This is a genomic window from Pseudomonas sp. FH4 (assembly GCF_000510915.2).
Lineage (GTDB): Bacteria > Pseudomonadota > Gammaproteobacteria > Pseudomonadales > Pseudomonadaceae > Aquipseudomonas > Aquipseudomonas brenneri.
In genome coordinates this window covers 131,530-151,930 of record NZ_AOHN01000006.1, presented here as the reverse complement: position 1 = coordinate 151,930, position 20,401 = coordinate 131,530, and the positions used below count along the sequence as shown (strand labels likewise).

General features: G+C 58.3%; 25 protein-coding genes. 12 read left to right on the top strand and 13 right to left on the bottom strand.

What is annotated here, in order from left to right; all coding sequences use genetic code 11:
* Positions 1–74: 74 nt before the first annotated feature.
* Positions 75–395 (bottom strand): hypothetical protein, encoded by a 321-nt coding sequence (locus H097_RS04830; RefSeq protein WP_032857821.1) that lies wholly within the window; start codon positions 393–395, stop codon positions 75–77.
* Between the two features lie 427 nt (positions 396–822).
* Here H097_RS04830 and H097_RS04825 point away from each other — a divergent pair, with 427 nt between their 5' ends.
* On the top strand, positions 823–2,040 hold the full coding sequence (locus tag H097_RS04825; RefSeq protein WP_032857819.1) for an MFS transporter: 1,218 nt from the start codon (positions 823–825) through the stop codon (positions 2,038–2,040).
* A 37-nt stretch (positions 2,041–2,077) separates the two neighbouring features.
* Here the strand turns inward: H097_RS04825 and H097_RS04820 are convergent, their stop codons facing one another.
* A complete protein-coding gene (locus H097_RS04820; RefSeq protein ID WP_032857816.1) occupies positions 2,078–2,629 on the bottom strand; it encodes an RNA polymerase sigma factor in 552 nt (183 codons plus the stop codon).
* A gap of 261 nt (positions 2,630–2,890) precedes the next feature.
* Between H097_RS04820 and sctW the strand changes: the two genes are divergently transcribed.
* The 11 genes from sctW (at position 2,891) to sctU (ending at position 13,104) form a co-directional block, all read left to right on the top strand.
* Complete coding sequence (gene sctW / locus H097_RS04815; protein ID WP_032857815.1) at positions 2,891–3,982, top strand: type III secretion system gatekeeper subunit SctW; 1,092 nt, start codon at positions 2,891–2,893, stop codon at positions 3,980–3,982.
* Positions 3,979–6,075, top strand: a complete 2,097-nt coding sequence (gene sctV / locus H097_RS04810) for a type III secretion system export apparatus subunit SctV (RefSeq protein WP_032857813.1) — start codon at positions 3,979–3,981, stop codon at positions 6,073–6,075. Before sctW ends, sctV begins: the two co-directional genes overlap by 4 nt.
* A gap of 69 nt (positions 6,076–6,144) precedes the next feature.
* Complete coding sequence (locus H097_RS04805; RefSeq protein WP_032857811.1) at positions 6,145–7,050, top strand: FHA domain-containing protein; 906 nt, start codon at positions 6,145–6,147, stop codon at positions 7,048–7,050.
* Positions 7,047–8,405 (top strand): FliI/YscN family ATPase, encoded by a 1,359-nt coding sequence (locus H097_RS04800; protein WP_032857809.1) that lies wholly within the window; start codon positions 7,047–7,049, stop codon positions 8,403–8,405. Before H097_RS04805 ends, H097_RS04800 begins: the two co-directional genes overlap by 4 nt.
* Entirely contained in the window at positions 8,392–8,817 is a 426-nt protein-coding gene (locus H097_RS04795; protein ID WP_032857808.1) for a YscO family type III secretion system apparatus protein, read from the top strand. Before H097_RS04800 ends, H097_RS04795 begins: the two co-directional genes overlap by 14 nt.
* Entirely contained in the window at positions 8,814–9,272 is a 459-nt protein-coding gene (locus H097_RS04790) for a type III secretion system HrpP C-terminal domain-containing protein (RefSeq protein WP_032857806.1), read from the top strand. Before H097_RS04795 ends, H097_RS04790 begins: the two co-directional genes overlap by 4 nt.
* On the top strand, positions 9,269–10,291 hold the full coding sequence (locus H097_RS04785) for a FliM/FliN family flagellar motor switch protein (protein ID WP_032857805.1): 1,023 nt from the start codon (positions 9,269–9,271) through the stop codon (positions 10,289–10,291). Before H097_RS04790 ends, H097_RS04785 begins: the two co-directional genes overlap by 4 nt.
* Positions 10,288–10,941, top strand: a complete 654-nt coding sequence (sctR, locus tag H097_RS04780) for a type III secretion system export apparatus subunit SctR (RefSeq protein WP_032857804.1) — start codon at positions 10,288–10,290, stop codon at positions 10,939–10,941. Before H097_RS04785 ends, sctR begins: the two co-directional genes overlap by 4 nt.
* Before the next feature lie 7 nt (positions 10,942–10,948).
* On the top strand, positions 10,949–11,212 hold the full coding sequence (gene sctS / locus H097_RS04775) for a type III secretion system export apparatus subunit SctS (RefSeq protein WP_032857802.1): 264 nt from the start codon (positions 10,949–10,951) through the stop codon (positions 11,210–11,212).
* Between the two features lie 9 nt (positions 11,213–11,221).
* On the top strand, positions 11,222–12,010 hold the full coding sequence (sctT, locus tag H097_RS04770; protein WP_032857801.1) for a type III secretion system export apparatus subunit SctT: 789 nt from the start codon (positions 11,222–11,224) through the stop codon (positions 12,008–12,010).
* Positions 12,007–13,104 (top strand): type III secretion system export apparatus subunit SctU, encoded by a 1,098-nt coding sequence (gene sctU, locus H097_RS04765; protein WP_032857799.1) that lies wholly within the window; start codon positions 12,007–12,009, stop codon positions 13,102–13,104. Before sctT ends, sctU begins: the two co-directional genes overlap by 4 nt.
* Here sctU and H097_RS04760 read toward each other — a convergent pair.
* From H097_RS04760 to H097_RS04720, 11 genes are all read right to left on the bottom strand, one after another.
* The gene (locus H097_RS04760) at positions 13,101–13,463 is read right to left on the bottom strand and encodes a hypothetical protein (RefSeq protein ID WP_032857798.1); all 363 of its coding nucleotides are present in this window, start codon (positions 13,461–13,463) and stop codon (positions 13,101–13,103) included. The two genes, sctU and H097_RS04760, sit on opposite strands and share 4 nt — an antisense overlap.
* A gap of 5 nt (positions 13,464–13,468) precedes the next feature.
* Positions 13,469–13,672 (bottom strand): HrpT family type III secretion system protein, encoded by a 204-nt coding sequence (hrpT, locus tag H097_RS27515; RefSeq protein ID WP_082445524.1) that lies wholly within the window; start codon positions 13,670–13,672, stop codon positions 13,469–13,471.
* A complete protein-coding gene (gene sctC, locus H097_RS04755) occupies positions 13,669–15,810 on the bottom strand; it encodes a type III secretion system outer membrane ring subunit SctC (RefSeq protein ID WP_032857797.1) in 2,142 nt (713 codons plus the stop codon). The genes hrpT and sctC overlap by 4 nt, the downstream gene beginning before the upstream one ends.
* A 14-nt stretch (positions 15,811–15,824) precedes the next feature.
* On the bottom strand, positions 15,825–16,217 hold the full coding sequence (locus H097_RS04750) for a hypothetical protein (RefSeq protein ID WP_032857795.1): 393 nt from the start codon (positions 16,215–16,217) through the stop codon (positions 15,825–15,827).
* Position 16,218: 1 nt separating this feature from the next.
* Entirely contained in the window at positions 16,219–16,437 is a 219-nt protein-coding gene (locus tag H097_RS04745) for a hypothetical protein (RefSeq protein ID WP_032857794.1), read from the bottom strand.
* A 96-nt stretch (positions 16,438–16,533) separates the two neighbouring features.
* The gene (gene sctL, locus H097_RS04740) at positions 16,534–17,139 is read right to left on the bottom strand and encodes a type III secretion system stator protein SctL (protein WP_308426012.1); all 606 of its coding nucleotides are present in this window, start codon (positions 17,137–17,139) and stop codon (positions 16,534–16,536) included.
* Entirely contained in the window at positions 17,129–17,707 is a 579-nt protein-coding gene (locus tag H097_RS04735) for a hypothetical protein (RefSeq protein ID WP_032857791.1), read from the bottom strand. The genes sctL and H097_RS04735 overlap by 11 nt, the downstream gene beginning before the upstream one ends.
* Positions 17,679–18,488, bottom strand: a complete 810-nt coding sequence (sctJ, locus tag H097_RS04730) for a type III secretion inner membrane ring lipoprotein SctJ (RefSeq protein ID WP_032857789.1) — start codon at positions 18,486–18,488, stop codon at positions 17,679–17,681. The genes H097_RS04735 and sctJ overlap by 29 nt, the downstream gene beginning before the upstream one ends.
* Positions 18,489–18,494: 6 nt before the next feature.
* Positions 18,495–18,860 (bottom strand): hypothetical protein, encoded by a 366-nt coding sequence (locus H097_RS28605; RefSeq protein ID WP_223232753.1) that lies wholly within the window; start codon positions 18,858–18,860, stop codon positions 18,495–18,497.
* Positions 18,861–18,975: 115 nt separating this feature from the next.
* A complete protein-coding gene (locus tag H097_RS28120; protein WP_139115738.1) occupies positions 18,976–19,176 on the bottom strand; it encodes a type III secretion protein in 201 nt (66 codons plus the stop codon).
* Positions 19,177–19,366: 190 nt separating this feature from the next.
* Complete coding sequence (locus H097_RS04720; protein ID WP_032857785.1) at positions 19,367–20,290, bottom strand: sigma-54-dependent Fis family transcriptional regulator; 924 nt, start codon at positions 20,288–20,290, stop codon at positions 19,367–19,369.
* Between the last annotated feature and the right edge of the window lie 111 nt (positions 20,291–20,401).

Below are 20,401 nucleotides of genomic sequence, written 5' to 3'. Positions count from 1 at the left end.
CCCCAAGAAATTGGATTGGTGTCCAACTTCTTGGGGGCAGTCCATTGGGTCTGTGGTGTTCTACCGTCGGCGTACTAGGTTGCGCGCGGGTGCAGGCAGGTGATCGAGCGGTCGACCATGGCCTTGGCGATTTCCAGCAGGTGCCACACGGCGAGGACTTTGGCGCGTTCGGCGTTTTGCAGGTGCTCGCCACAGTCCATGGCGGTGGCCGAGGCGCTGTGCAGCAGGTCGGCGGTGTAGAGCAAGGCGTCTTCGAAGCTGATGTCGTCGCTGACGGTGTAGACGTGAGGTGACGGTTGCGGTGGGTCGGTGGGTAAGTAGTGGTCGAGCGCGCGGTTGAAGGCGGCGCGGTCTTTGGCTTGGTCACGGGGTGGGTCGGGGACAATCTTGAACATGGCATGGCTCCTGATTAATTTGGAGCCGACGCCCTTCGCGACTAAACGAATGGGTGGCGGCTGTACGCAGGTTAGTCGACCGGTTAATCAGGAACCCGGCGCACCCGGAGGTGCCCTGCGCACAGCCACCATGAAACCTCATGAGACCATGCGCCTGATATAAGTCCGGGCGACTAAACCCGATCACTGAAAACCAGTGACGGACCGAAGACTAGCCACCGACCCCACCAGGCACAAGGCCGAAAGATTCTCTAGGAAACGTCCCTCAAATTAAAGGGATTCATCTTGCTGGCCCTTTACAAGGCATGACCGCTGCATCGATTCATCTACTCGTTAGCCTCCTAACGGGATAGCCTTCCTGCCCCATTAAGTGGCACATTGTCACACCTGCACCTGTGCATCCATCTGCTGTACGGAAACGTTCCTCATGGCTCTTACCAATTCCCAGCCTTCAGTGGCTACGACACCGGCCGCCGGGCAATCGAGCCCCTTGGTCATGTCGATCATCGGCGCCGTGGCGCTGGCGCACTTGATCAATGACCTGATCCAGGCGGTGTTGCCCTCGATCTATCCGATGCTCAAGGAAAGTTATGGCCTGACCTTTACCCAGGTCGGCCTGATTACCCTGACGTTCCAGCTCACGGCCTCGTTGCTCCAGCCGTGGGTGGGGTATTACACCGATCGCCATCCCAAGCCATTCCTGCTGCCCTGCGGGATGATCTGTACGCTGATCGGCATTCTGATGATGTCCCAGGTCGGCAGTTTCCCGCTGATTCTGCTGGCGGCGGCGCTGATCGGCATTGGCTCCTCGACCTTCCACCCGGAGGCGTCCCGCGTGGCGCGCCTGGCGTCTGGTGGGCGCTATGGCCTGGCGCAGTCGACCTTCCAGGTGGGCGGCAACGCAGGTTCGGCATTTGGCCCGTTGCTGGCGGCGGCGATCATCATTCCGTTTGGCCAGGGCAATGTCGCCTGGTTCGGTTTGTTCGCGGTGTTTGCTTTGGGGGTGCTGTATGCAATCAGCCGCTGGTACCGCAACCATTTGAACTTGTTCAAGCTCAAGCAGGGCCAGGCCGCCACCCATGGCCTGTCGAAAAACCGCGTACTGGGGGCGCTGGTGGTGCTGGGGCTGTTGGTGTTTTCCAAATATTTCTACATGGCCAGCTTCACCAGTTACTTCACCTTTTACCTGATCGAGAAGTTCGACCTGTCGGTGGCCAGTTCCCAGTTGCATCTGTTCCTGTTCCTTGGGGCGGTGGCGGCGGGGACGTTCTTTGGTGGGCCGATTGGCGACAAAATCGGCCGTAAGGCGGTGATCTGGTTCTCGATCCTCGGCGTTGCGCCGTTCACTCTGCTGCTGCCCCATGTCGATCTGTTCTGGACCAGTGTGCTCAGTGTGGTGATCGGTTTTATCCTGGCCTCGGCGTTCTCGGCGATTGTGGTGTACGCGCAGGAATTGGTGCCAGGCAACGTAGGGATGATCGCCGGGGTGTTCTTCGGCCTGATGTTCGGTTTTGGCGGTATTGGCGCGGCGTTGCTGGGCTATCTGGCAGATATCCACGGCATTGAGTACGTGTATACGCTGTGCTCGTTCCTGCCGCTGCTCGGGGTGCTGGCGATTCTGTTGCCACGTTCGAAAAAAGCCTGAAGCCGGGAGGGTAGCCCTATCCCTGGGCGATCCTCTCCTACTGGAACGGGTGAGATTTTGTCGCGCGTTTCAACTGCTCCCGTGCCCGTGACAGGCGGGAGCGGACGGTGCCAATCGGGATTGCCAGGGCATCGGCGGTGTCCTGGTAGCTGCCGTCGGTTTCCAGTGAGGCATACAAGGTGTTGCGCATTTCCAGAGGCAGGTGCTGGATCGCATTGAGGGTGTTTTCCAGTCGGCGGCTGATCTCGAATTGGCGCGCCAGGTCCTGCTCTTCGTTCTGTCCATGGGACAGTGATTCGTCGAATTCGCAATGCACCGGCTTGGCATAGAGACGGCGAAAGTGATTGCGGATCAGATTTAGTGCGATCCCGCACATCCAGGTGCTCAGTGACGCTTGTGCGCTGAAGTGATGCCGGTTGCGCCACGCCTCCAGGTACGTCAGTTGCAGGATATCGTCCGCATCCTCTGGGTTCAGTACGCGTTTATGAATGAACCTGCGCAGGCGTTTGTGGTGGTCGTCGGACAGATCTTGGATGGATTGGCTAGGGTCACGTGGAAGGTTAACTAAAACACTGATAGGGATATCCATGATTTTTCCTCAGGGTATAAGCAGTCGAAATGGTTTCGACGAGAACCCTGTTAGCACCGCTTGTGCCAAACGGAAATAATCGATATCTATTTGAAAAATATAAGGAAATATCTTGTTTTAGGTGTTTTTTTTGCAATGACTTGCACAAAGCACCATGGGTTTGTGCCGTTATTTTCATCATTCATACGAAGAGGATGAAGATGGAACCGTATCGAGCGTTCCAGCCACACAAGGATACGAATCTCTTGTTATGGCATTCCCATGAAAGTCGATCCCAACCTTGATGTGCAAACCCCCGCGTCGCTGAATCAACCGGCACCTGCCCGGATTGAAAGTGGGCCGGCTACTCAGATAAGCCCCCCCGTAGCTGATGACCTCAGTGCGCTGTTCACCCAAGAAGTCGAACTCAACACCAGGGCGCTGGGTCAGCGGCAACTGGGTTTGCGCACACCACCGGCCGAGCAGTTGACTCAACTCTATGAGCAGTTGGGGCATCCAGCCCAGGCGAAAATGGCGACCATCGCCCGTAATGTCAGGGTGCAACTGCTGCTCGGCGCCGGCGTCGGCAAGATGATGGATATCACCGGCAATGACCCTGCACGGGCTTATGTGGTGCTCAAGCACGTGGCGCTTCAGTCGGATGCTGAGGGGCGTACCGCAGAGGCGACCCTGGCACGCAGTTCCCTGGCTGACCTGGAGGCCCATTACAAGCCGCAGATCCAGGCAGGCCTGAACACCGCGTTGGCGCTGCAGGCGGGCAGTGATGATCCGCATCTGCGCCAGGCTGTGCGCAGCATGTATTACACCAGCGTGGTCACGACCCAATCGCTGGCGACCCTGATGCAGTCATTGCTGGGGCTGTTCGGTGAAGGAGACTTCGCGTCCGGGTTGAAGTTGATCCGCCGGGCCCTGGCCGATGATATTGCCGCGCAGACCTCGTCAGTCGACCGGGGCCAGTTGCGTACCTTGCTGTTGGGCCTCAACGACTGCAGTCGATTGAGTGGCGTGCTCTCGCGTTGTAAGGAACTGATCGGGCAGTCCCTTCTTTTGTACCCCGAACTGCACCTGGATCCGGTGGGCTTGTTGCAGCGCTTGCTGGGGTATGCGGCCAGCGGTCTTACGCCCCATGAAGTCAAGCACCTGGCCAGGGACTTGGGGGGAGATGAGCAGGCTCACCAGTTGAGCTCCCTCAGCGCTTTTTTCCCGGAGCTCAAGGCCCTGCCCCTGGCCTGGTGGAGTGATGCAAGACGGCGCGAAGAGGCGCTGAACAGCTACAAGCAGGTGTTGTTTGAATACGCTACGCAGGAGCGAGGCTCGCGGCACACCCACACTTGGCCGGGAATCAAGGCATGAGTGCCTTGCGGGCAATCAACGCGGTGCTGTTGAAAGTTGCACAACGCGCCGAGGTGCTGGGCGCGGTGGTGGTCATGGCCATTGTGTTTATCTTTATCGTGCCGTTGCCCACCTGGCTGGTGGATATCCTGATTGCTCTCAATATTTGTATCTCGTGCCTGTTGATCGTGCTGGCGTTGTACTTGCCGGGACCTTTGGCTTTTTCCTCGTTCCCGTCGATTCTGCTGCTGACCACGATGTTTCGCCTGGCGTTGTCGATTGCAACAACGCGCCTGATCCTGCTGGAGCAGGACGCCGGTGACATAGTCGAGGCGTTCGGCAACTTTGTGGTGGGTGGCAATCTGGCAGTGGGTTTGGTGATTTTCATGATCCTGACCCTGGTCAACTTCCTGGTGATCACCAAGGGTTCGGAGCGGGTCGCGGAAGTGGCGGCGCGCTTTAGCCTGGACGCGATGCCCGGCAAGCAAATGTCCATCGACAGCGACCTGCGCGCCGGCCTGATCGATGGTAACCAGGCCCGGGACAAGCGTGAGCAACTGTCGCGCGAAAGCCAGTTGTTCGGGGCAATGGACGGGGCGATGAAGTTCGTCAAGGGTGACGCCATCGCAGGGCTGATCATTGTGGTGATCAACTTGCTCGGTGGTTTTGCCACCGGCATGTTCCAGCATGGCATGAGTGCAGGCGACTCGATGGCGTTGTACTCGGTGCTGACCATCGGTGATGGCCTGATCGCGCAGATTCCGGCCCTGCTGATCTCGCTGACGGCCGGCATGATCATCACCCGCGTGGCCCCGTCCGGCCGCAATAAAGGCAGCAACAATATGGGCGCCGAGATTGCCCGGCAGATGACCAGCGAACCCAAGAGCTGGATGATTGCGTCGGTGGGCATGCTCGCTTTCGCGGCGCTGCCGGGGATGCCCACGGTGGTGTTTATCCTTATTTCGCTGATGACCGGCAGCCTGGGTTACTACCTGATGCGCCAGCGTCAGCGTGAGGAAAAAACGCAGGAGCCTGTCGCCGATAGCGTCCCGCCAGAGCAGAACGGGGTGGAGGACCTGCGTGGTTTTGACCCGTCGCGGCCGTACCTGATGCAGTTCCCAGTAGCCCTGCAGGATAGCCCGCTGGTGTCGGAAGTCATCCACGGGGTACGCCAGAGCCGCAATAGCCTGGTCACCCAGATTGGCTTGACGCTACCGCCGTTTGAAGTCGAGTTCGCGCCTGCGTTGGCCGACGATGAGTTTCGCTTCTGTGTGCATGAAGTACCCATGTTGAAGGCCACGCTCGGCCATTGGGTGGGCGTGGAGCTTGCGGCACTGCCGGACGAGCCTGAAGGCGGGAGCAGGGGCCTGGCTGAGCGCGACGAACAGGACTGGGTGTGGTTTATGCCCGAAGACCCCGTGCTTGCCGATGAACACCTGGCGCGCTCGACGGCGTACAGCTTGCTTTTGGAGCGGATGACGCGGGCGATGTTGCTCAGCGGCCCGCAGTTCCTCGGGATCCAGGAGAGCAAGGCGATTCTCAGTTGGCTGGAATTCAACCAGCCGGAGTTGGTGCAGGAACTGCAGCGAATCATGCCGCTTTCGCGGTTTTCGTCGGTGTTGCAGCGCCTGGCTGGTGAAGGCGTACCACTACGGGCCGTGCGGCTGATTGTTGAGGCTCTGATCGAGCACGGCCAGCATGAGCGTGAACCGGATGCCCTGGCCGACTATGCGCGCATTGCCCTCAAGTCGCAGATCCTTTACCAGTACAGCGAAGCCGACGGTCTGCATGCCTGGCTGTTGTCTCCGCATACCGAAAACGTGTTGCGCGATGCCCTGCGCCAGACCCAGACGGGGGTGTTTTTTTCCCTGGATAACGAAAGCAGTGCAGCGCTGATCAGCCTGCTCAAGCAAGCCTTTGCCGTGCGCCCCAAGAGCAAAAGCGTGTTGCTGGTGGCGCAGGATTTGCGTAGCCCCCTGCGCACTTTGCTGTTGGAGGAGTTCAACCATGTGCCGGTCCTGTCGTTCGCCGAGTTGAGTGCTTCGTCCAAGGTCAAGGTGATGGGGCGCTTTGATCTTGCCCAGGACAATCTGTTGCGTGAGGAGGTGGCATGAGGCGGTTATGGGGGCTGGCACAGAGTCCTGAGCGGGGCGTTTTCGTTGTAGCGGTAATGAGGCCAGGCGATGTTTGAGCTACGAGTGCTGGATGGTTCGCGCCAGGGGGCGGCGTTGCCGTTGTTTGGCGGGCAATGGAGTATTGGTGCGCATCCGGATGCCGACCTTTCGCTGTATGACGAGGGGATTGCCGAGCGCCACGTGGTGTTGCGGTGTATCGAGCAGCGCTGGTCGGTGCAGGCTCAAGAGGGGTTGGTGCGGGCCAATGACGGTCAGCTCCTGGCACAGATTGCCGACCTGGCACTGGACGTGCCTTTTTCGATTGGCAGTATTCGACTGTGCGTCACCCTGGCCGACCAGCCTTGGCCGCAAGCCCCGGTTGTCGCGCCCATTGCTCCACCGGTCAGGCCGGTCAATGAAGCGGTACCGACGCTGATGTTGTCCTCGATATCCGGGACGCAACAGAAACGGTTGATCAGCCTGGTGGTGGTCATCGCGGTCATCATCATGGCGGTGGGCCTGGCCACGACGGGAGAGCACGAGGCCCAGGCGTCGTTGATGCCGGTGCCAAGTCAGAAAAACGAGCTGGACTCACCCTACGAAGTCCGCCAACAGTTGCTGAAAATGCTCAACGAGCGTGAGTTGGGGAATCGGATTCGCCTGCAGGTGATCAATGGCCAGGTGACGCTCGACGGGGATGTTGCCCAAGAGGAGGTGGGACTGGTGTCGCGCATGCTCAGTCGTTTTGGCGAGCAGTTCGATACTCCCGTGCCGGTGATCAGCCGGGTCAAGGAACGTAGCGCTGTGTTCCCTTTCAAGATTCTGCAGATCGTCGGTGGGCCCAATGGCCATGTCGTCCTGGATGAAGGCAGCCGGCTGTTTGTCGGGGATGAAGTGGATGGCTTGCGACTGGTCCTGATTGATAACAGCAAAGTGGTGTTCGACGGTGTACAGCGCTATGAGGTGCGCTGGTGAGTGCCGACCTGCAGGCACGCCTGGAGGCCTGGCAGCAGGACCGATCACAGGCGCTGGCCAGTTTTGCGCCGGTCTCGGTGCGTGGACGTATCCAGCGCGTCAACGGCATGTTGCTGCAATGCCGTTTGCCTCACGCGCGTATCGGCGATTTGTGCCAGGTTGAAAAGTCCACCGGCGATTACATGCTGGCCGAGATCATCGGTTTCGATCAGCAGGACGCGGTGCTCAGTGCCTTGGGCAATCTTGAAGGCGTGCGGGTGGGTGCCAGTGTCGAGCAGTTGGGCGTATCACACCGGGTGCGTGTCAGTGATGACCTGTTGGGCCAGGTACTGGACGGCTTTGGTCGCCCGATAACGGGAGAGGGGGCCAGCGCCTTTGTCGAGGCGCACGCCGAGGATACCAGCCTGGTGTTGTGCGAGGCGCCCTTGCCCACCGAGCGGCCCCGGATCCACCGGGCACTGGCCACCGGGGTACGTTCGATCGATGGTCTGCTGACCCTGGGCGAAGGCCAGCGTGTTGGCCTGTTTGCGGGCGCCGGTTGTGGCAAGACCACCTTGCTCGCGGAGATCGCCCGTAACGTTGACTGTGATGTGATTGTGTTCGGCCTGATTGGTGAGCGAGGCCGCGAGTTGCGCGAGTTTCTCGATCACGAATTGGATGAGCAACTGCGGGCCAAGGCGGTGCTGGTGTGTGCGACGTCCGACCGCTCAAGCATGGAGCGCGCCCGTGCAGCCTTCACCGCGACGGCATTGGCCGAAGGTTACCGGCGCAAGGGCAAGCGGGTCCTGCTGTTGATCGACTCCCTGACCCGTTTTGCCCGGGCCCAGCGTGAGATCGGCCTGGCGGCTGGCGAACCACTGGGGCGCGGCGGTCTGCCGCCTTCGGTGTACAGCTTGCTGCCGCGCCTGGTGGAGCGTGCCGGGTTGACCCGCGAGGGGGTGATCACGGCGATCTATACCGTGCTTATCGAGCAGGACTCCATGAGTGATCCCGTGGCCGATGAAGTGCGCTCGTTGCTCGATGGCCATATCGTTTTGTCTCGCAAGTTGGCTGAGCGCGGCCACTACCCGGCGGTGGATGTACTGGCCAGCCTTTCACGGATTCTGAGCAACGTCGCCGAGCCTGTGCATATCCAGGCCGGCACAGCACTGCGCCGCTTGTTATCGGCGTACCAGCAGATTGAATTGATGCTCAAGCTGGGGGAATACCAGCCCGGCAGCGATGCCCTGACTGACCTGGCGGTGGACAGTCGCCAGGCGGTGGATGGGTTTTTGCGCCAGGACTTGCGCGAGCCCGCGCCGATGTCGATGACCCTCGACCAACTGATGAGCCTGACCACCCATGTCCCTTTCTGAAATCGACACCTTGCGGCGCCTGCGTCGGCATCGGGCAGACCGTGCCGAGCGTACGTTGCGTGAGGCCAAGCGGCACCAGCAAGCCTTGTTGGCAAAAATCCAGCAGGCTCAGGAAGAGCTTGAGCAAACCCGCCTGCAGGAAATCCAGAAAACCGCAGAGCTGTTGGAGAAGCACCAGGGGCAGGTGCTCTCGTTGTCCCAGCTCAAGGCCTGGGGGACCCAGGAGCGCAGCTTGTCCGCCGGGACCCGGCGCGAAGAAGGGCAGTTGCATGAACTGCATGGCCAGCGGGAGAAACAGGTGGTGCATATCGCCAGTGCGCAGAAACAAGTGAGCCAATGCCTGCGGGAGGTCGAGAAACTACAGGAGTTGTCCGTTTTATTGGCGCAGGAAGAGACACAGGAAGACATATGACGCAAGTCCAAGCAAGCAAGCCCGAACGCCCGCGTCCGCGTGAGCCGCGAGCGGAACAGGAACCTGCACTGTCGGGTGTCGTGCCCTGGGAGCAGGGGCGGTTATTTGCCCAACTGCTGGACAGTGATGCCGAGGGTGCAGGCTACGGCACTTCTGCGTCGGGAGCCGGGGGGGCAGCCGATACCTTGATGATCGAGGCGATGACGGCGCAATTGGTACCCCGGATCCACGGGAGTGCGCAATGGCCTCTGCAGGCGATGCTTTACCTGCCGCACCTGGGGCGGATCAACGCCAGTGTGCGACGTGAGCAGGGTATGTGGCACATCGAGCTGGCGGCGGAGCAAGAGCTTGCCGCGCGTTGGTTGGGGGGCGTGCGGCAAGGCTGCCAGGACCGTTTGGCCGAGGCTCTGGGCCAGCCTGTCGAGCTGCATCTGGTCCATGTGGGCGCGGCATGATCATGCCTGCTCTCGCTATACCTTTGGTCAAAAGTGCCACGGTTGCGGCACGCCTGCGTCTGGGGCGAGGCTTGCGCATGCCGTTTCAGGTGGCAGACCAGCACGGTGAGCTGCTGCTTGAGCCTGGGCGTGCGCCCAGGAGCGCCGCCCCTCTGTACTTCGAAAGCGCCTGTGGGCTGTTGGCCTTCAGCGAGCCAGGGCCCATGTTCAGCCTGCTGGGGGAGTGCCCGGTGACGCTGGCAGATACAGGTAATGATCCGGACTCTTGGTTCTGGGAGCTGTTTCAACATCATTTGAGCCCTCAGGTTCGAGCACTGTTTGGCTACCTGCGGCTAAGGGCATCCCCTGGAAAGCTGAATTTCGGTTGTCGGCTCACGGTGACGTTGGGAGCCTCCAGGGTGGTGGGGTACCTGTTACTGGCGCCCGAGAGTTTGTTGGGACTGTGTGAAGCGGGGCGCTGGCAACCGACAGCCTTGCCATTGCCGTCCTCGTTTCAACTGACGGTTGCCGTGACGTTGGGACGCTTGCAGCTAGCCCTGAGCCAGGTTCGCAGCCTGCGCGCCGGTGACGTAGTGATGCTGGAGCAGGCCTTTTTTGACGTGCAGGGCAGCGGTCGGTTGCGGATAGGAAAGCATCGCCTGCATGGGCGCATTGACGATGAATCGGGGCCGGTGCTCCTGACACTTATATCTATCGAGGAAACGTCTGTGGACGAGGATCTTTCAGCACAACACTACTCGGGGTATGAAGAGCATGACCTTGATGAGCCTGTAGTAGATGTTTTTGGCCATGAGCCTTTCGATGAGTTGAGCATGGCCTTGAATGTGCGCTGTGGAACGCTGAACCTGACCCTCGGGGAACTGCGCAATCTTGCCCCCGGCGCGGTGTTGAGCATCTCGGGCTACGCCCCCGGCATGGCAGGGCTCTACTATGGTGATCGGCCGATTGGCCAGGGCCAGTTGGTCGAGATGGATGGACGCCTGGGCTTGCAGTTGTCCCGTGTGATTTTCGCACGATGACATTCCAGGGGGTTGAACCTCTTATTCTGGCGCTTTTCATCGCCGCATTGGCATTGATGCCGATGTTGTTGATCGTGTGTACGGCCTTTTTGAAAATCATCATTGTGCTGATGATCACCCGTAACGCCATTGGCGTGCAGCAAGTGCCACCCAGTATGGCGCTGAACGGCATCGCGCTCGCGGCGACCCTGTTTATCATGGCGCCGGTGGGGTATGCCATCGCCCAGAATATCGAGCAAGCACCGGTGGACCTGAGTAGCGTGCAACGCCTCCAGGAGACGGGGCTTGTGGCCATACAGCCGCTGCGCCTGTTCATGACTCGCAACACCGACCCGGACATCCTCACCCATCTCGTGGAAAACACGGCGCGCATGTGGCCGCCGGAGATGGCGCAGAACGCCCACCGCGACGATCTCATGCTGCTGATTCCGGCTTATGTGATTTCGCAATTGCAGGCCGGGTTCGAGATCGGCTTCCTGATCTATATCCCGTTCATCGTCATCGACCTGATTGTCTCCAACCTGCTGCTGGCCCTGGGCATGCAGATGGTCTCGCCGATGACCATTTCCCTGCCCCTCAAGTTGCTGCTGTTTGTATTGGTTTCCGGGTGGTCGCGGCTGCTCGACAGTCTGTTCCTTTCTTATCTGTGAGTGGCTTATGGAACCGATCGTACTGTTCAAGCAAGGCATGCTGCTGGTGGTGGTGCTCTCGGCGCCACCGTTGATCGTCGCGGTGATCGTTGGGGTGATGACATCCCTGGTGCAGGCCCTGATGCAGATACAGGACCAGACGTTGCCCTTCGGGATCAAGCTGGTGGCCGTTGGTATCACCCTGATCCTGACTGGGCGCTGGATTGGTGTGGAGTTGATCCAGCTGATCAATATGACATTCGACATGATTGCCCGCTCGGCACTGAACTGAGGAACAACCTTGCTCCTTTACCTTGAGTTTTTGCCCAGCTTGTTGATCAGCATGGCGCGTATCTATCCGTGCATGTTCCTGGTGCCGGCGTTTTGTTTCCAGCATGTGCGCGGGATGACCCGGCACACGGTCGTGATGGTCGTGGCCTTGTTCCCCACGCCCGGCATTCATGCTGCATTGATGGGCAAGGATTACTCTGCGCTGATGCTCGGCGGGCTGGTTTTCAAGGAGATGGCCCTGGGGTTCTTGTTGGGGGTTTTGCTGTTCATGCCGTTCTGGATGGTCGAGTCGGTAGGCGCGTTGCTCGATAATCAGCGTGGAGCCTTGGCGGGCGGGCAACTCAACCCCTCGCTGGGGCCGGATGCGACACCGGTCGGGCATTTGTTCAAGCAGTTGGCGATTTTTCTATTGATAACAACCTTCGGGCTGGGCGCGTTGACGCAGGTTATCTGGGACAGCTATCTGATCTGGCCACCCACCGCTTGGGTGCCACTGTCAGCGGTCAACGGCTTCAGTGTGTTCCTGGGCCTGCTTGGCGATACCTTCGTGCACATGATGCTCTACGCGGCACCGTTTATTGCGGTGTTGTTGCTGCTGGAATTCGGCTTTGCCTTGCTCGGGCTCTACAGCCCGCAGTTGCAGGTTTCTACCCTGGCAATGCCGGCTAAGAGCCTGGCTGGGTTGGCTTTTCTGCTGCTGTATTTCCCGCTGTTGGAGGATTTGATCGCTGGGCGCATGGGTCTGCTGATGGACCTTAAACATTTCCTTGGCCTGATGTTTCGGGGCCCGGGGCAATGAGTGATTCGGGCGAGAAAAAACACGCGGCGACCCCCAAGAAACTCAAGGACCAACGCAAGAAAGGCCAGGTTGCGCAAAGCCAGGACGTGGCCAAACTGCTGGTGCTCACTGCGATCAGCGAGATCGCCTTGTTCACCGCCGAAACCAGTATGCAACGCTTCCAACAATTGATGGCGCTGCCTTTTTCGCGCATGGGCCAGCCGTTTATCCGCGCCCTGGAAGAAGTGTTGATGGACGGCCTGATCGTGTTTTTCTCGTTCGGCCTGCTGATGTGTGGGGTGGCGATCGTGGTAAAGCTGATGAGCAGTTGGATGCAGTTCGGCTTGCTGTTCGCCCCGGAAAGCCTGAAGCCGGATTTCAATCGCCTTAACCCGCTCAACCAACTCAAGCAGATGTTTTCCGCCCAGTCTGTGATCAACCTGCTGATGGGGCTGGGCAAGGCATTGCTGCTCTCGCTGATCCTGTATGTGGTCATCACCCCTTCATTGCAGGTGCTGATCAACCTGGCCACCAGCGATCTGCAGAGCTATATCGTGGCGCTGATCGCCTTGTTCCGCCACTTGCTGCATGCCTGCCTGGGGTTGCTGCTGGTGCTCGCGCTGATCGACCTGTCCATGCAGAAGTATTTCTTTGCCAAGCGCATGCGCATGACCCAGGTGGAGGTGGTCAAGGAGTACAAGGACATGGAGGGCGACCCTCACGTCAAGGGCCAGCGCCGCTCCCTGGCCTACCAACTCGCCCAGGAAGAGCCGAAGGTCAAACTGCCCAAGCTGGAAGAGTCCGACATGCTGGTGGTCAACCCGACGCACTTTGCCGTGGCGCTGTACTACAGGCCTGGCAAAACGCCTTTGCCGATGCTGGTGGACAAAGGCACGGATGCCCAGGCCCGCAAATTGATTGGCCGGGCCAAGGCCGCCGACGTACCGGTGATCCAGTGTGTGTGGTTGGCGCGCATGTTGTATGAGCGAAAGTTGGGTGCGCCGATTCCGCGGGAGAGCTTGCAGGCGGTGGCGCTGATTTATCGCACCCTGCGTGAACTGGATGATGAGGCCAAGCGCCAGACCCTGGAGTTACCGGAGCTTGCGCGCCGCTAGGACACGCGATGTACATCCAGTGCATCGAGCATGGCCAGCGAGAGCATGCGACTGATGATGTCATCGAGCGCATGGACGTTTGGCGTCAATGCATGCCAGATCACCAGGCTACCCTTGGCATCCAGATAGACAAAACACCCATCGAACCCCCTTGCGTGGGCAAAGCGCCGTTCCAGCACTCGTTCCAACTGGCCGGCTTGCAATGCCTCTGGCGCAATCTGCAAGGCCAGGCCAAGCTTCTGGCCTGCATTCAAGCGGCACAGGCCAATCCCTGGGCACAGAGGCTGGTAAGCGACGTTGCCGCTCACCAGGTTGTCCAGAAATACCTGGCGACGCGAATCATCGTCGGGTAATCCCATGGCCGTCATTGCTCCAGCGAGATTGTCTGGTAGTCCGCCCTTTCGCCCGATGGGCCGGGTTCGACACGCATTTGCGGTGGCCACCAGACCACCAGCTTGCCAGTGCTCGATTGCGGGCGTGAGCAGGAGTCACCCTTGCACGTCGGTGTACACCCAGCCATAAACAGCGCCAGGCCAAGGAGTGTGATGCAGGAGAGTCGCTGTTTCATGGCGCGGTCTTCCGTGTTGGGGTGAGCAGGGAGGGGCGGGACACACCGATATGTTCATCCTTGACCACCGGGCGCATGGCGATGAACACCTCCGCCTCTTCACCTGGCTTGAGCCAGGCCCGTGGCCAGACGCTGACGGCCAGGGTCTGGGAGTTGCTGCATTCGTTCTCATCGATACGTACGTTGCGATTGAACTGGTTACGCATCACGACCACTGCCACGTTGAACTGTGGGCCTGCATACCATTGGCTGCGTTCGCTATTGAGCGCCAGCAGGTTGCGTGGGTTGCACAAGGTGTTCAGGCCCAGGGGCATGGGCGCGGCCTTGAAGGTGTCAGGTACTTGTCCGGTCACGAGGTGGGCGAGAGCGCTGGTGATATCGCTGCGCTTGATCACTGGTTGGTGCCCGGCATAGCGCCTGGCCAGGGGTTTGAGGGCTGCCTGGAGTTCCACCTGGTCGTCCTGGGGTAAATAGCGTGACGGGTCGGCCTGGTCGCCGATCACCCGCGGGGTCAGGATAAACAGGCGTTCGCGACGGTTGTTCTTGCGCTCCGTGGAAGAGAACAGCGTCTTGCCCAGTAACGGGATGTCGCCCAGTACCGGCACCTTGTTGCGTCTATCGGCGCTTTCAGTGACATGGAACCCGCCGACCACCAGCGAGCGTTTTTCCGCCATCACCGCTTGGGTACTGACTTTGCCTCGGCGTACATCGGGGCCGATGCGTTCGGGGTTGGTTTCGTCGAAGTTGCCATCTTCAATATCCACCGCCAAATGGACCTGGTGATGACCACGCGTGGTGATGACCCGCGGCACCACCTGGAAACTGGTGCCGACGGTAATGGGCAGGATGGTCGCGTTTTCGACGCCGGCGGTCAGGTACTGAGTACGGTTGAAGTCAATGACGGCGGGTTGGTTTTCCAGGGTCAGCACCGAAGGGTTGGACACCATGGTCGCCAGGCCCTTGGCCTCCAGGGCCCGGATATCGGCATAGAAACGGTCGCGGTTTTCAATCGATATTTGCGCGGAGGTGCCCGGCGCCATATTTACACCGCCACGAAAGCGGCTGTTCTGAAAGCCCCAGTTAACACCGAACTCGCGCAATTGCGTGCGCTCGATATCGAGGATGATGGCGTCGATCTCCACCAGCTTGCGTGCCACATCGAGCTGGGCGATCAGCTCGCGGTACATTGCCTGGCGCTCTGGCAGGTCGTAGATCAGCACGGCGTTATTGCGCACATCCGCTTCGACACGGATCTTGCCTCTTGCAACGGGTGCCCTGGCGGTGAGCGACATGCTTGGATTCATCGGCCCGAGGGGCGCCTGTGAGCCGAGCATCTGGTCCAGCATCGGATTGCCCAGGCGGGGCAGGATCGGGGTGACAGGCGAGGGCTGCGATGATGAGGCAGGGCGCGGGCTCATCGACGACAGCCCTGAGTTGTCCCGAGGTTCCAATAACCCTCGCAGCATGCTGGCAACCCCTGCAATGACCAGCTTTTCGCCACGGTAATCAATCGGGCGGTCCACTGCGTTGGCGAACTTCAGCGGGAACGTCAGCACACTTTGTTTCTCATCGGGAGATTTACGCTGGCTGCTGAACTGCTTGATCTGGTCGATATAGCGCTTGGGGCCTGACACCAGTACCACGCCATCATCGGGCAGTTCCCCCCAGCCGAAACGGCTATCGAGCAGGCCAATGTCCGTCAATGCCTGTTTCAAGTCGGCAACGGTTTCGGATGAGACCTCCAGGCGTGCGGACTCCTGTTGATCCAGGGTGCTGATGTACAGCGTGTTGTTGTACATGTACCACTGGAAGCGATGCTCTACTCCCAGCCGGTCGAGTAACGACTGCGGGGTATTGGCGCGTATCTTGCCATTGACGTTGCCTTCCAGGAGGCCGTCGATCTGCAATTGCGTGCCAAAGGTCTGGGCGAAATCCTCCAGCACATCACGCACTTGCTTATGTTCGGCTTCATAGGCATAGGCGGTATTTTTCCATTCGGCGGGAATAGCGGCGAGCGGGCTTTGCAAGGGCAAAAGCAACCAAGGCAGCACCAGCAGGTAGCGCCAATGGGCGCCTTTTTGGAGAGCAGTAGGCGAGACGGCGCGCAAGCGAGTGCGCTTGTGTTTCTTGTTATACATTGGGCGTTCTCTGATTAGTGCGGCAGCGAGCGGAGTGACGTGGGTTGGAACCGTTGGGCCGGTTTTGCAAGGCGTGTGATCATTGCGCGCCAGGTATCGCGCTGGTTGAGCAGGGCTTCGAGACTGTCCAGCAGATGCTTCTCGCCGGCGTTTTCCTGTAGACACTGAGTCAACCAGAGCGCACCCGTTGCAGGCGCCTGGGCGAGTGCGCCCTGAAAGTGACTCAGACTTGCGTTACCCAGGCGCATCCAGGTTCTGAGGTGTGATTTATCAGGTCGGTCTGGAGTCAGTTGGACCTGCAATAACAAGGTGTTAGAACAATGACGCAAGATTATTTCGTCATTGTTTTCGATGAGTGTTAGTTCTTCGGTGCGGTTATTCAACCAGTTGCTAAGTAGTGCCTTCAATTTATTGTCCGCTGTCCAGGCCAGACTTCAGTAGCATATGCCTTGCTCTGATATGTTCAGTGAAAACATATTCGGACTTACGATTAGTCATCAAGAGTTCATAGAACAAAGCCATATCCTCCTCAGATCCAGAGTTTTCTTCCATCAAGTCGTAGACATCGCGTTTGCTGCGCTTCGCATCGCTTAGAAGCCGCTCTCTGTAACCTTCGTAGTAGCTCATGGCTTTGCTCCTTTTGTGTTTCCTCTCTGTGGTTTGTATTTCGAATTGGTTCCATGTGTAGCAGTTTATTTGAGGGGGCATGTGCGTGTTTAAAAATCAGTCGTCCACCCGCTTTTTGCTTTGGTCTAGAAAGGTGCCATGCATAGCGGCCCAATCAATACAGAAGTCCCCCTCTTCGGTCTGTAATAGCAGTGTCTGGGGTTTGATTGTGTCGTCGGCGCGTAGTACCCAGAGCGTATTATTGTGGACGGCGAGATACTGTCGGGCGGCCTCCTGCTCAAGTGGATGGCACAGCAATGTCGCCTTGACCACTGGCATCTGGCTGGCCATCAGTTGTTTGAGCAGGGCTTCCATGCGTTGTGGCGGGGGAGTCTCTTCCAGCAGGAGATGAATCGCCTGGTTGGCGATTGAAGAGGCATAGCGCTCAAGGTTGTCGTACATCGCCTGGCGTTCGACTTCCCAGCGCTTGAACTGGGCATCGGCACGTCGCCAGATTTCAAGGCCGGCGTTTTCCAGAAGTTTTTCACGCTGCTTTTCTGCCAGCTTCAGCAATTGTCTGGCCTGGGCCTTTGCGTGCTCCAAAGCATGATTGGCCTGTGTGTAACCTGCCAGTGTTTCGCGGGGGATCAGGGTTTCGGGAAAGGGACCGGTGCCTTTGGGCAAGTCGATTTTATGTCGGCAAAACATCGTTTCAGTCTCCATGGTCCTTGGCGTAAGGCGCTTTACCGTCGCTGTTGATCGTCGCAATACGCCAGACTACGGCATGCCATAGGGTATCGAGGCGGCTATACGAGTCTCCGAGCGCAAGGCTTTTTTTCTCCAGGTCCAGAACGCGCCGTCGAGGGAATCTCAATCTGATGCGTTGCCAGGTGGCAGGGTTGACCCAGGTACGTAGCAACTGCAAGGGGTCGTCATCGGGCAGCAGCATATCCGGGGGCAATGCCTTGGAGAGTCTGTTGCACCACTGCTGGAGGTTTTCATTTAATGCACTGGCATAGGTCGGGCGACACGTGCTGTCGATCAATGCAAGTACCAGGTCAAGTTGGTCTGGCGATGCGAGAGCCAGTTGAAGCAGTGTGGGCTGAGGCGTTGGAGGCAGGCAGGGGGCGACGCCGTAGATTTTGCCCACCCGTAAGTGTCGACTGTGATAAAGCATACTCAGCGCAGCGTGTTCATCAACCGTTCGCCAGTCTTCGCTCGAATACAGCCAGGGTGTTGCCCACCACTGGACCCATGCCAGGTTACTCATCGTACGGGTGGATTGGCGCATCAGGGGATGGGCCGGCCGATTGGGCATGCGGCAGCGCTCGCTGTCCTCTGATCCGCCAGAACGTTACGGCGATAATGAGCAGCACTAAAATGATCATTGTGAAACTGACACTGGCCCGCCAAAAACCAATGTCATCTCCCGGCACCAGGAACGGACCGAAATAGGCCAGGCGTTGCTGCTCCAGATAGGCTGTCGCCGGGACGAATACCACCGTTAATTTTTGCGGGTTTTCGACGGCGTTGGTCATCCCTGGAATGCTGCTGGCGACCATCCGGCGAACACGGGCCTGGATGTTGTCGGGGTCAAGCCGAGGATCGTGCTTGATGAACACGGAGGCGGAGGCGGGTTGTACCGGTTCGCCCGGTGCCACACGCTCGGGCAGCACGACGTGGACTCGGGCGACGATCACCCCATCGATGTTCGATAACGTTGTTTCCAGTTCCTGGGACAAGGCATAGATGTAGCGCGCTCGCTCCTCAAGCGGGGTCGAGATGACCCCTTCCTTGCGAAAGGTGTCGCCCAGGGTAGCGCGGGCTGCCTTGGGCAGTCCGACGGCGTCCAGGGTGCGTACGGCACGCCCGATATCGGATGCGTTGACCACAACCACAACACCGTCTTTGGCCGGAACTTTGCTGGCGCGTATGTGTTTGTCTGCCAACTCGGCGATGACCTCATTGGCCTCCTGCTCGGAAAGTTGACGATGAAGTTCGACACGCTCACTACAGGCATGCAGCATGAATGACAACGCTAGAGTTAATATAATACGCAGAAAGCGAGTCATTGTTATCTACTGAAGGTTGCTGATTTTATCGATGCATTGTGCGGTCTTACCGACACTCTTAACGAGAATGTGCGTCAGCAATAACGTATCGGAAAGTTGGTCCGGATATTTTCGCGCTTCGTCAAACTTATTATCGCCGCTCAAGGCGCGCAGGCTTTTGGTCATGCGCTGGGTCACGGAAGCCAATTTGCCTGATGCGTCGGAAAGCATGCTCTGTGGCGTAGTGTAACTTGGCGCCGCACTGGCAAATGCCGACGGGTCCATGAGTGAGGCAAAATAGTTGACGTCGGTGCGAGAGATTGATGATTCCTGTGCGCTAGAGGAGCCATTGAGATCATCATGTTCGACAGAACGTACTCTTCCTATAAACATATGGCGCCTTTTACATAAATACTTAGGGTTGGGGACGTGCTTCTTATTATTGATGAGGCGGTGAAGTGACCTTCCCGCTACTGAATTTCGGGAAGGTCAGGGGTGCTAGACTTGATTACAAACGGAGTGCATCAGAGGCTGTTTTTATACCCGTGGTATTTTGGTTTTCCGCAGTTTTCCATGCGTTTTTTACACCATCCGCCCTCTTTTTTGCTTCTGCCGCTTCAATGCCTGCGTCCGCCTGTTCTGCACTCATGCCACCAGCGCCGCTACCGAAAGGGCTAGAACCGGAAGAGCCAATTGAACCAATACTCATATTTTTTACTCCGTACTTGACGTTAATCTCACCGGACTTAAGCGATACTGAGATATGGGTGTGTCACATCCAATTTCGCTGTTCCACAATTTATGTGGCTCAGGAAATGTATGCGTTCCAAATGCACCTGAGGGGTATGTTTCAAAAAGTGTAATTATTTCAGAGCGTTGCTGGTGGGGGTGGAATGTACTCAGGTCAGTGATATTGCCAATTGCTTCATCCGGTAATAGAGCGTGCGCTTGGCAACACCTAACTCAACGGCTACGACGTCTACGTTGTGGGCATGACGGTTCAGCGACGCTTCAATCAGCGATTTCTCGATTTGCTGTAGTCGTTCCTTGAGAGGTATTTCCATCTCTTGGCGCTCTGTTACAGGTACAGAGAGAGGAGGGAGCCCCAGGACGAAACGCTTGGCTGTCGAACGCAGTTCGCGCACGTTCCCCGGCCAGGGATGACACAGCAGCTGCGAAAGCAGGGCGCTGGCAGGGATGGGCACAGGGCATTTGAAGTAGTCGGCCTCCTGGCGGATCATTTTCAAGAACAGGGGGATGATGCGCTCTCGTTGCTCGCGCAGTGGCGGGAGGTTGATATTGACGACGTTCAGGCGAAAGTACAGATCGCGCCTGAAGGCGCCTTGCTCGACCATCTCATGCAAGGATTGCTGGGCAGACGCGATCACTCGCATGTCTACGGGGATAAACCGCGTCGAGCCCAAGCGTTCGACCCCTCGGGACTCCAGTACCCGCAGCAACTTGGCTTGCAGAGGGAGCGGCATGCTGTCTATTTCGTCCAGATACAAGGTGCCCAGGTGCGCAGCTTCGACAGAACCTGCACGTGACTGCATGGCCCCGGTGTAGGCGCCGCTGTTGACGCCGAACAGTTGGCTCTCGGCAAGGCTCTCCGGTATCGCGGCACAGTTGACCGCGACGAAATTGCCTCGTCGCCTTGATAGGCAATGAACACGTTGCGCCAAGGTGTCCTTGCCGGTACCTGTTTCCCCGAGTAACAGAATGTCGATGTTGAGCGGGGCGGTGTTAATGATGGTTGTTTCTATGTCTGGGCATTCGTTGAACGGTGTATCTGTTTCAATTTCATTCTGATAGGAGGCCGACATGTTGCTATTACTCCAATAGAGTTGTCGCTCGCTATTATTTGAATTAGCTAGTGATATCGGCCAGTAGACCGGAAATTATCCAGGTTGTCATCGCGAAAGGATGCTGGGGCT

Coding starts and splice junctions, on each gene's coding strand:
- H097_RS04760 (WP_032857798.1), bottom strand. CDS start 13,463: ATGGGATTACCCGACGATGATTCGCGTCGCCAGGTATTTCTGGACAAC.
- H097_RS04785 (WP_032857805.1), top strand. CDS start 9,269: ATGATCATGCCTGCTCTCGCTATACCTTTGGTCAAAAGTGCCACGGTT.
- sctL (WP_308426012.1), bottom strand. CDS start 17,139: ATGGAGACTGAAACGATGTTTTGCCGACATAAAATCGACTTGCCCAAA.
- sctU (WP_032857799.1), top strand. CDS start 12,007: ATGAGTGATTCGGGCGAGAAAAAACACGCGGCGACCCCCAAGAAACTC.
- H097_RS04745 (WP_032857794.1), bottom strand. CDS start 16,437: ATGAGCTACTACGAAGGTTACAGAGAGCGGCTTCTAAGCGATGCGAAG.
- H097_RS04720 (WP_032857785.1), bottom strand. CDS start 20,290: ATGTCGGCCTCCTATCAGAATGAAATTGAAACAGATACACCGTTCAAC.
- sctS (WP_032857802.1), top strand. CDS start 10,949: ATGGAACCGATCGTACTGTTCAAGCAAGGCATGCTGCTGGTGGTGGTG.
- sctR (WP_032857804.1), top strand. CDS start 10,288: ATGACATTCCAGGGGGTTGAACCTCTTATTCTGGCGCTTTTCATCGCC.
- sctJ (WP_032857789.1), bottom strand. CDS start 18,488: ATGACTCGCTTTCTGCGTATTATATTAACTCTAGCGTTGTCATTCATG.
- H097_RS28120 (WP_139115738.1), bottom strand. CDS start 19,176: ATGAGTATTGGTTCAATTGGCTCTTCCGGTTCTAGCCCTTTCGGTAGC.
- H097_RS04805 (WP_032857811.1), top strand. CDS start 6,145: ATGTTTGAGCTACGAGTGCTGGATGGTTCGCGCCAGGGGGCGGCGTTG.
- H097_RS04830 (WP_032857821.1), bottom strand. CDS start 395: ATGTTCAAGATTGTCCCCGACCCACCCCGTGACCAAGCCAAAGACCGC.
- H097_RS04795 (WP_032857808.1), top strand. CDS start 8,392: ATGTCCCTTTCTGAAATCGACACCTTGCGGCGCCTGCGTCGGCATCGG.
- H097_RS04820 (WP_032857816.1), bottom strand. CDS start 2,629: ATGGATATCCCTATCAGTGTTTTAGTTAACCTTCCACGTGACCCTAGC.
- sctV (WP_032857813.1), top strand. CDS start 3,979: ATGAGTGCCTTGCGGGCAATCAACGCGGTGCTGTTGAAAGTTGCACAA.
- H097_RS28605 (WP_223232753.1), bottom strand. CDS start 18,860: ATGTTTATAGGAAGAGTACGTTCTGTCGAACATGATGATCTCAATGGC.
- sctW (WP_032857815.1), top strand. CDS start 2,891: ATGAAAGTCGATCCCAACCTTGATGTGCAAACCCCCGCGTCGCTGAAT.
- hrpT (WP_082445524.1), bottom strand. CDS start 13,672: ATGAAACAGCGACTCTCCTGCATCACACTCCTTGGCCTGGCGCTGTTT.
- H097_RS04790 (WP_032857806.1), top strand. CDS start 8,814: ATGACGCAAGTCCAAGCAAGCAAGCCCGAACGCCCGCGTCCGCGTGAG.
- sctC (WP_032857797.1), bottom strand. CDS start 15,810: ATGTATAACAAGAAACACAAGCGCACTCGCTTGCGCGCCGTCTCGCCT.
- H097_RS04735 (WP_032857791.1), bottom strand. CDS start 17,707: ATGCGCCAATCCACCCGTACGATGAGTAACCTGGCATGGGTCCAGTGG.
- H097_RS04825 (WP_032857819.1), top strand. CDS start 823: ATGGCTCTTACCAATTCCCAGCCTTCAGTGGCTACGACACCGGCCGCC.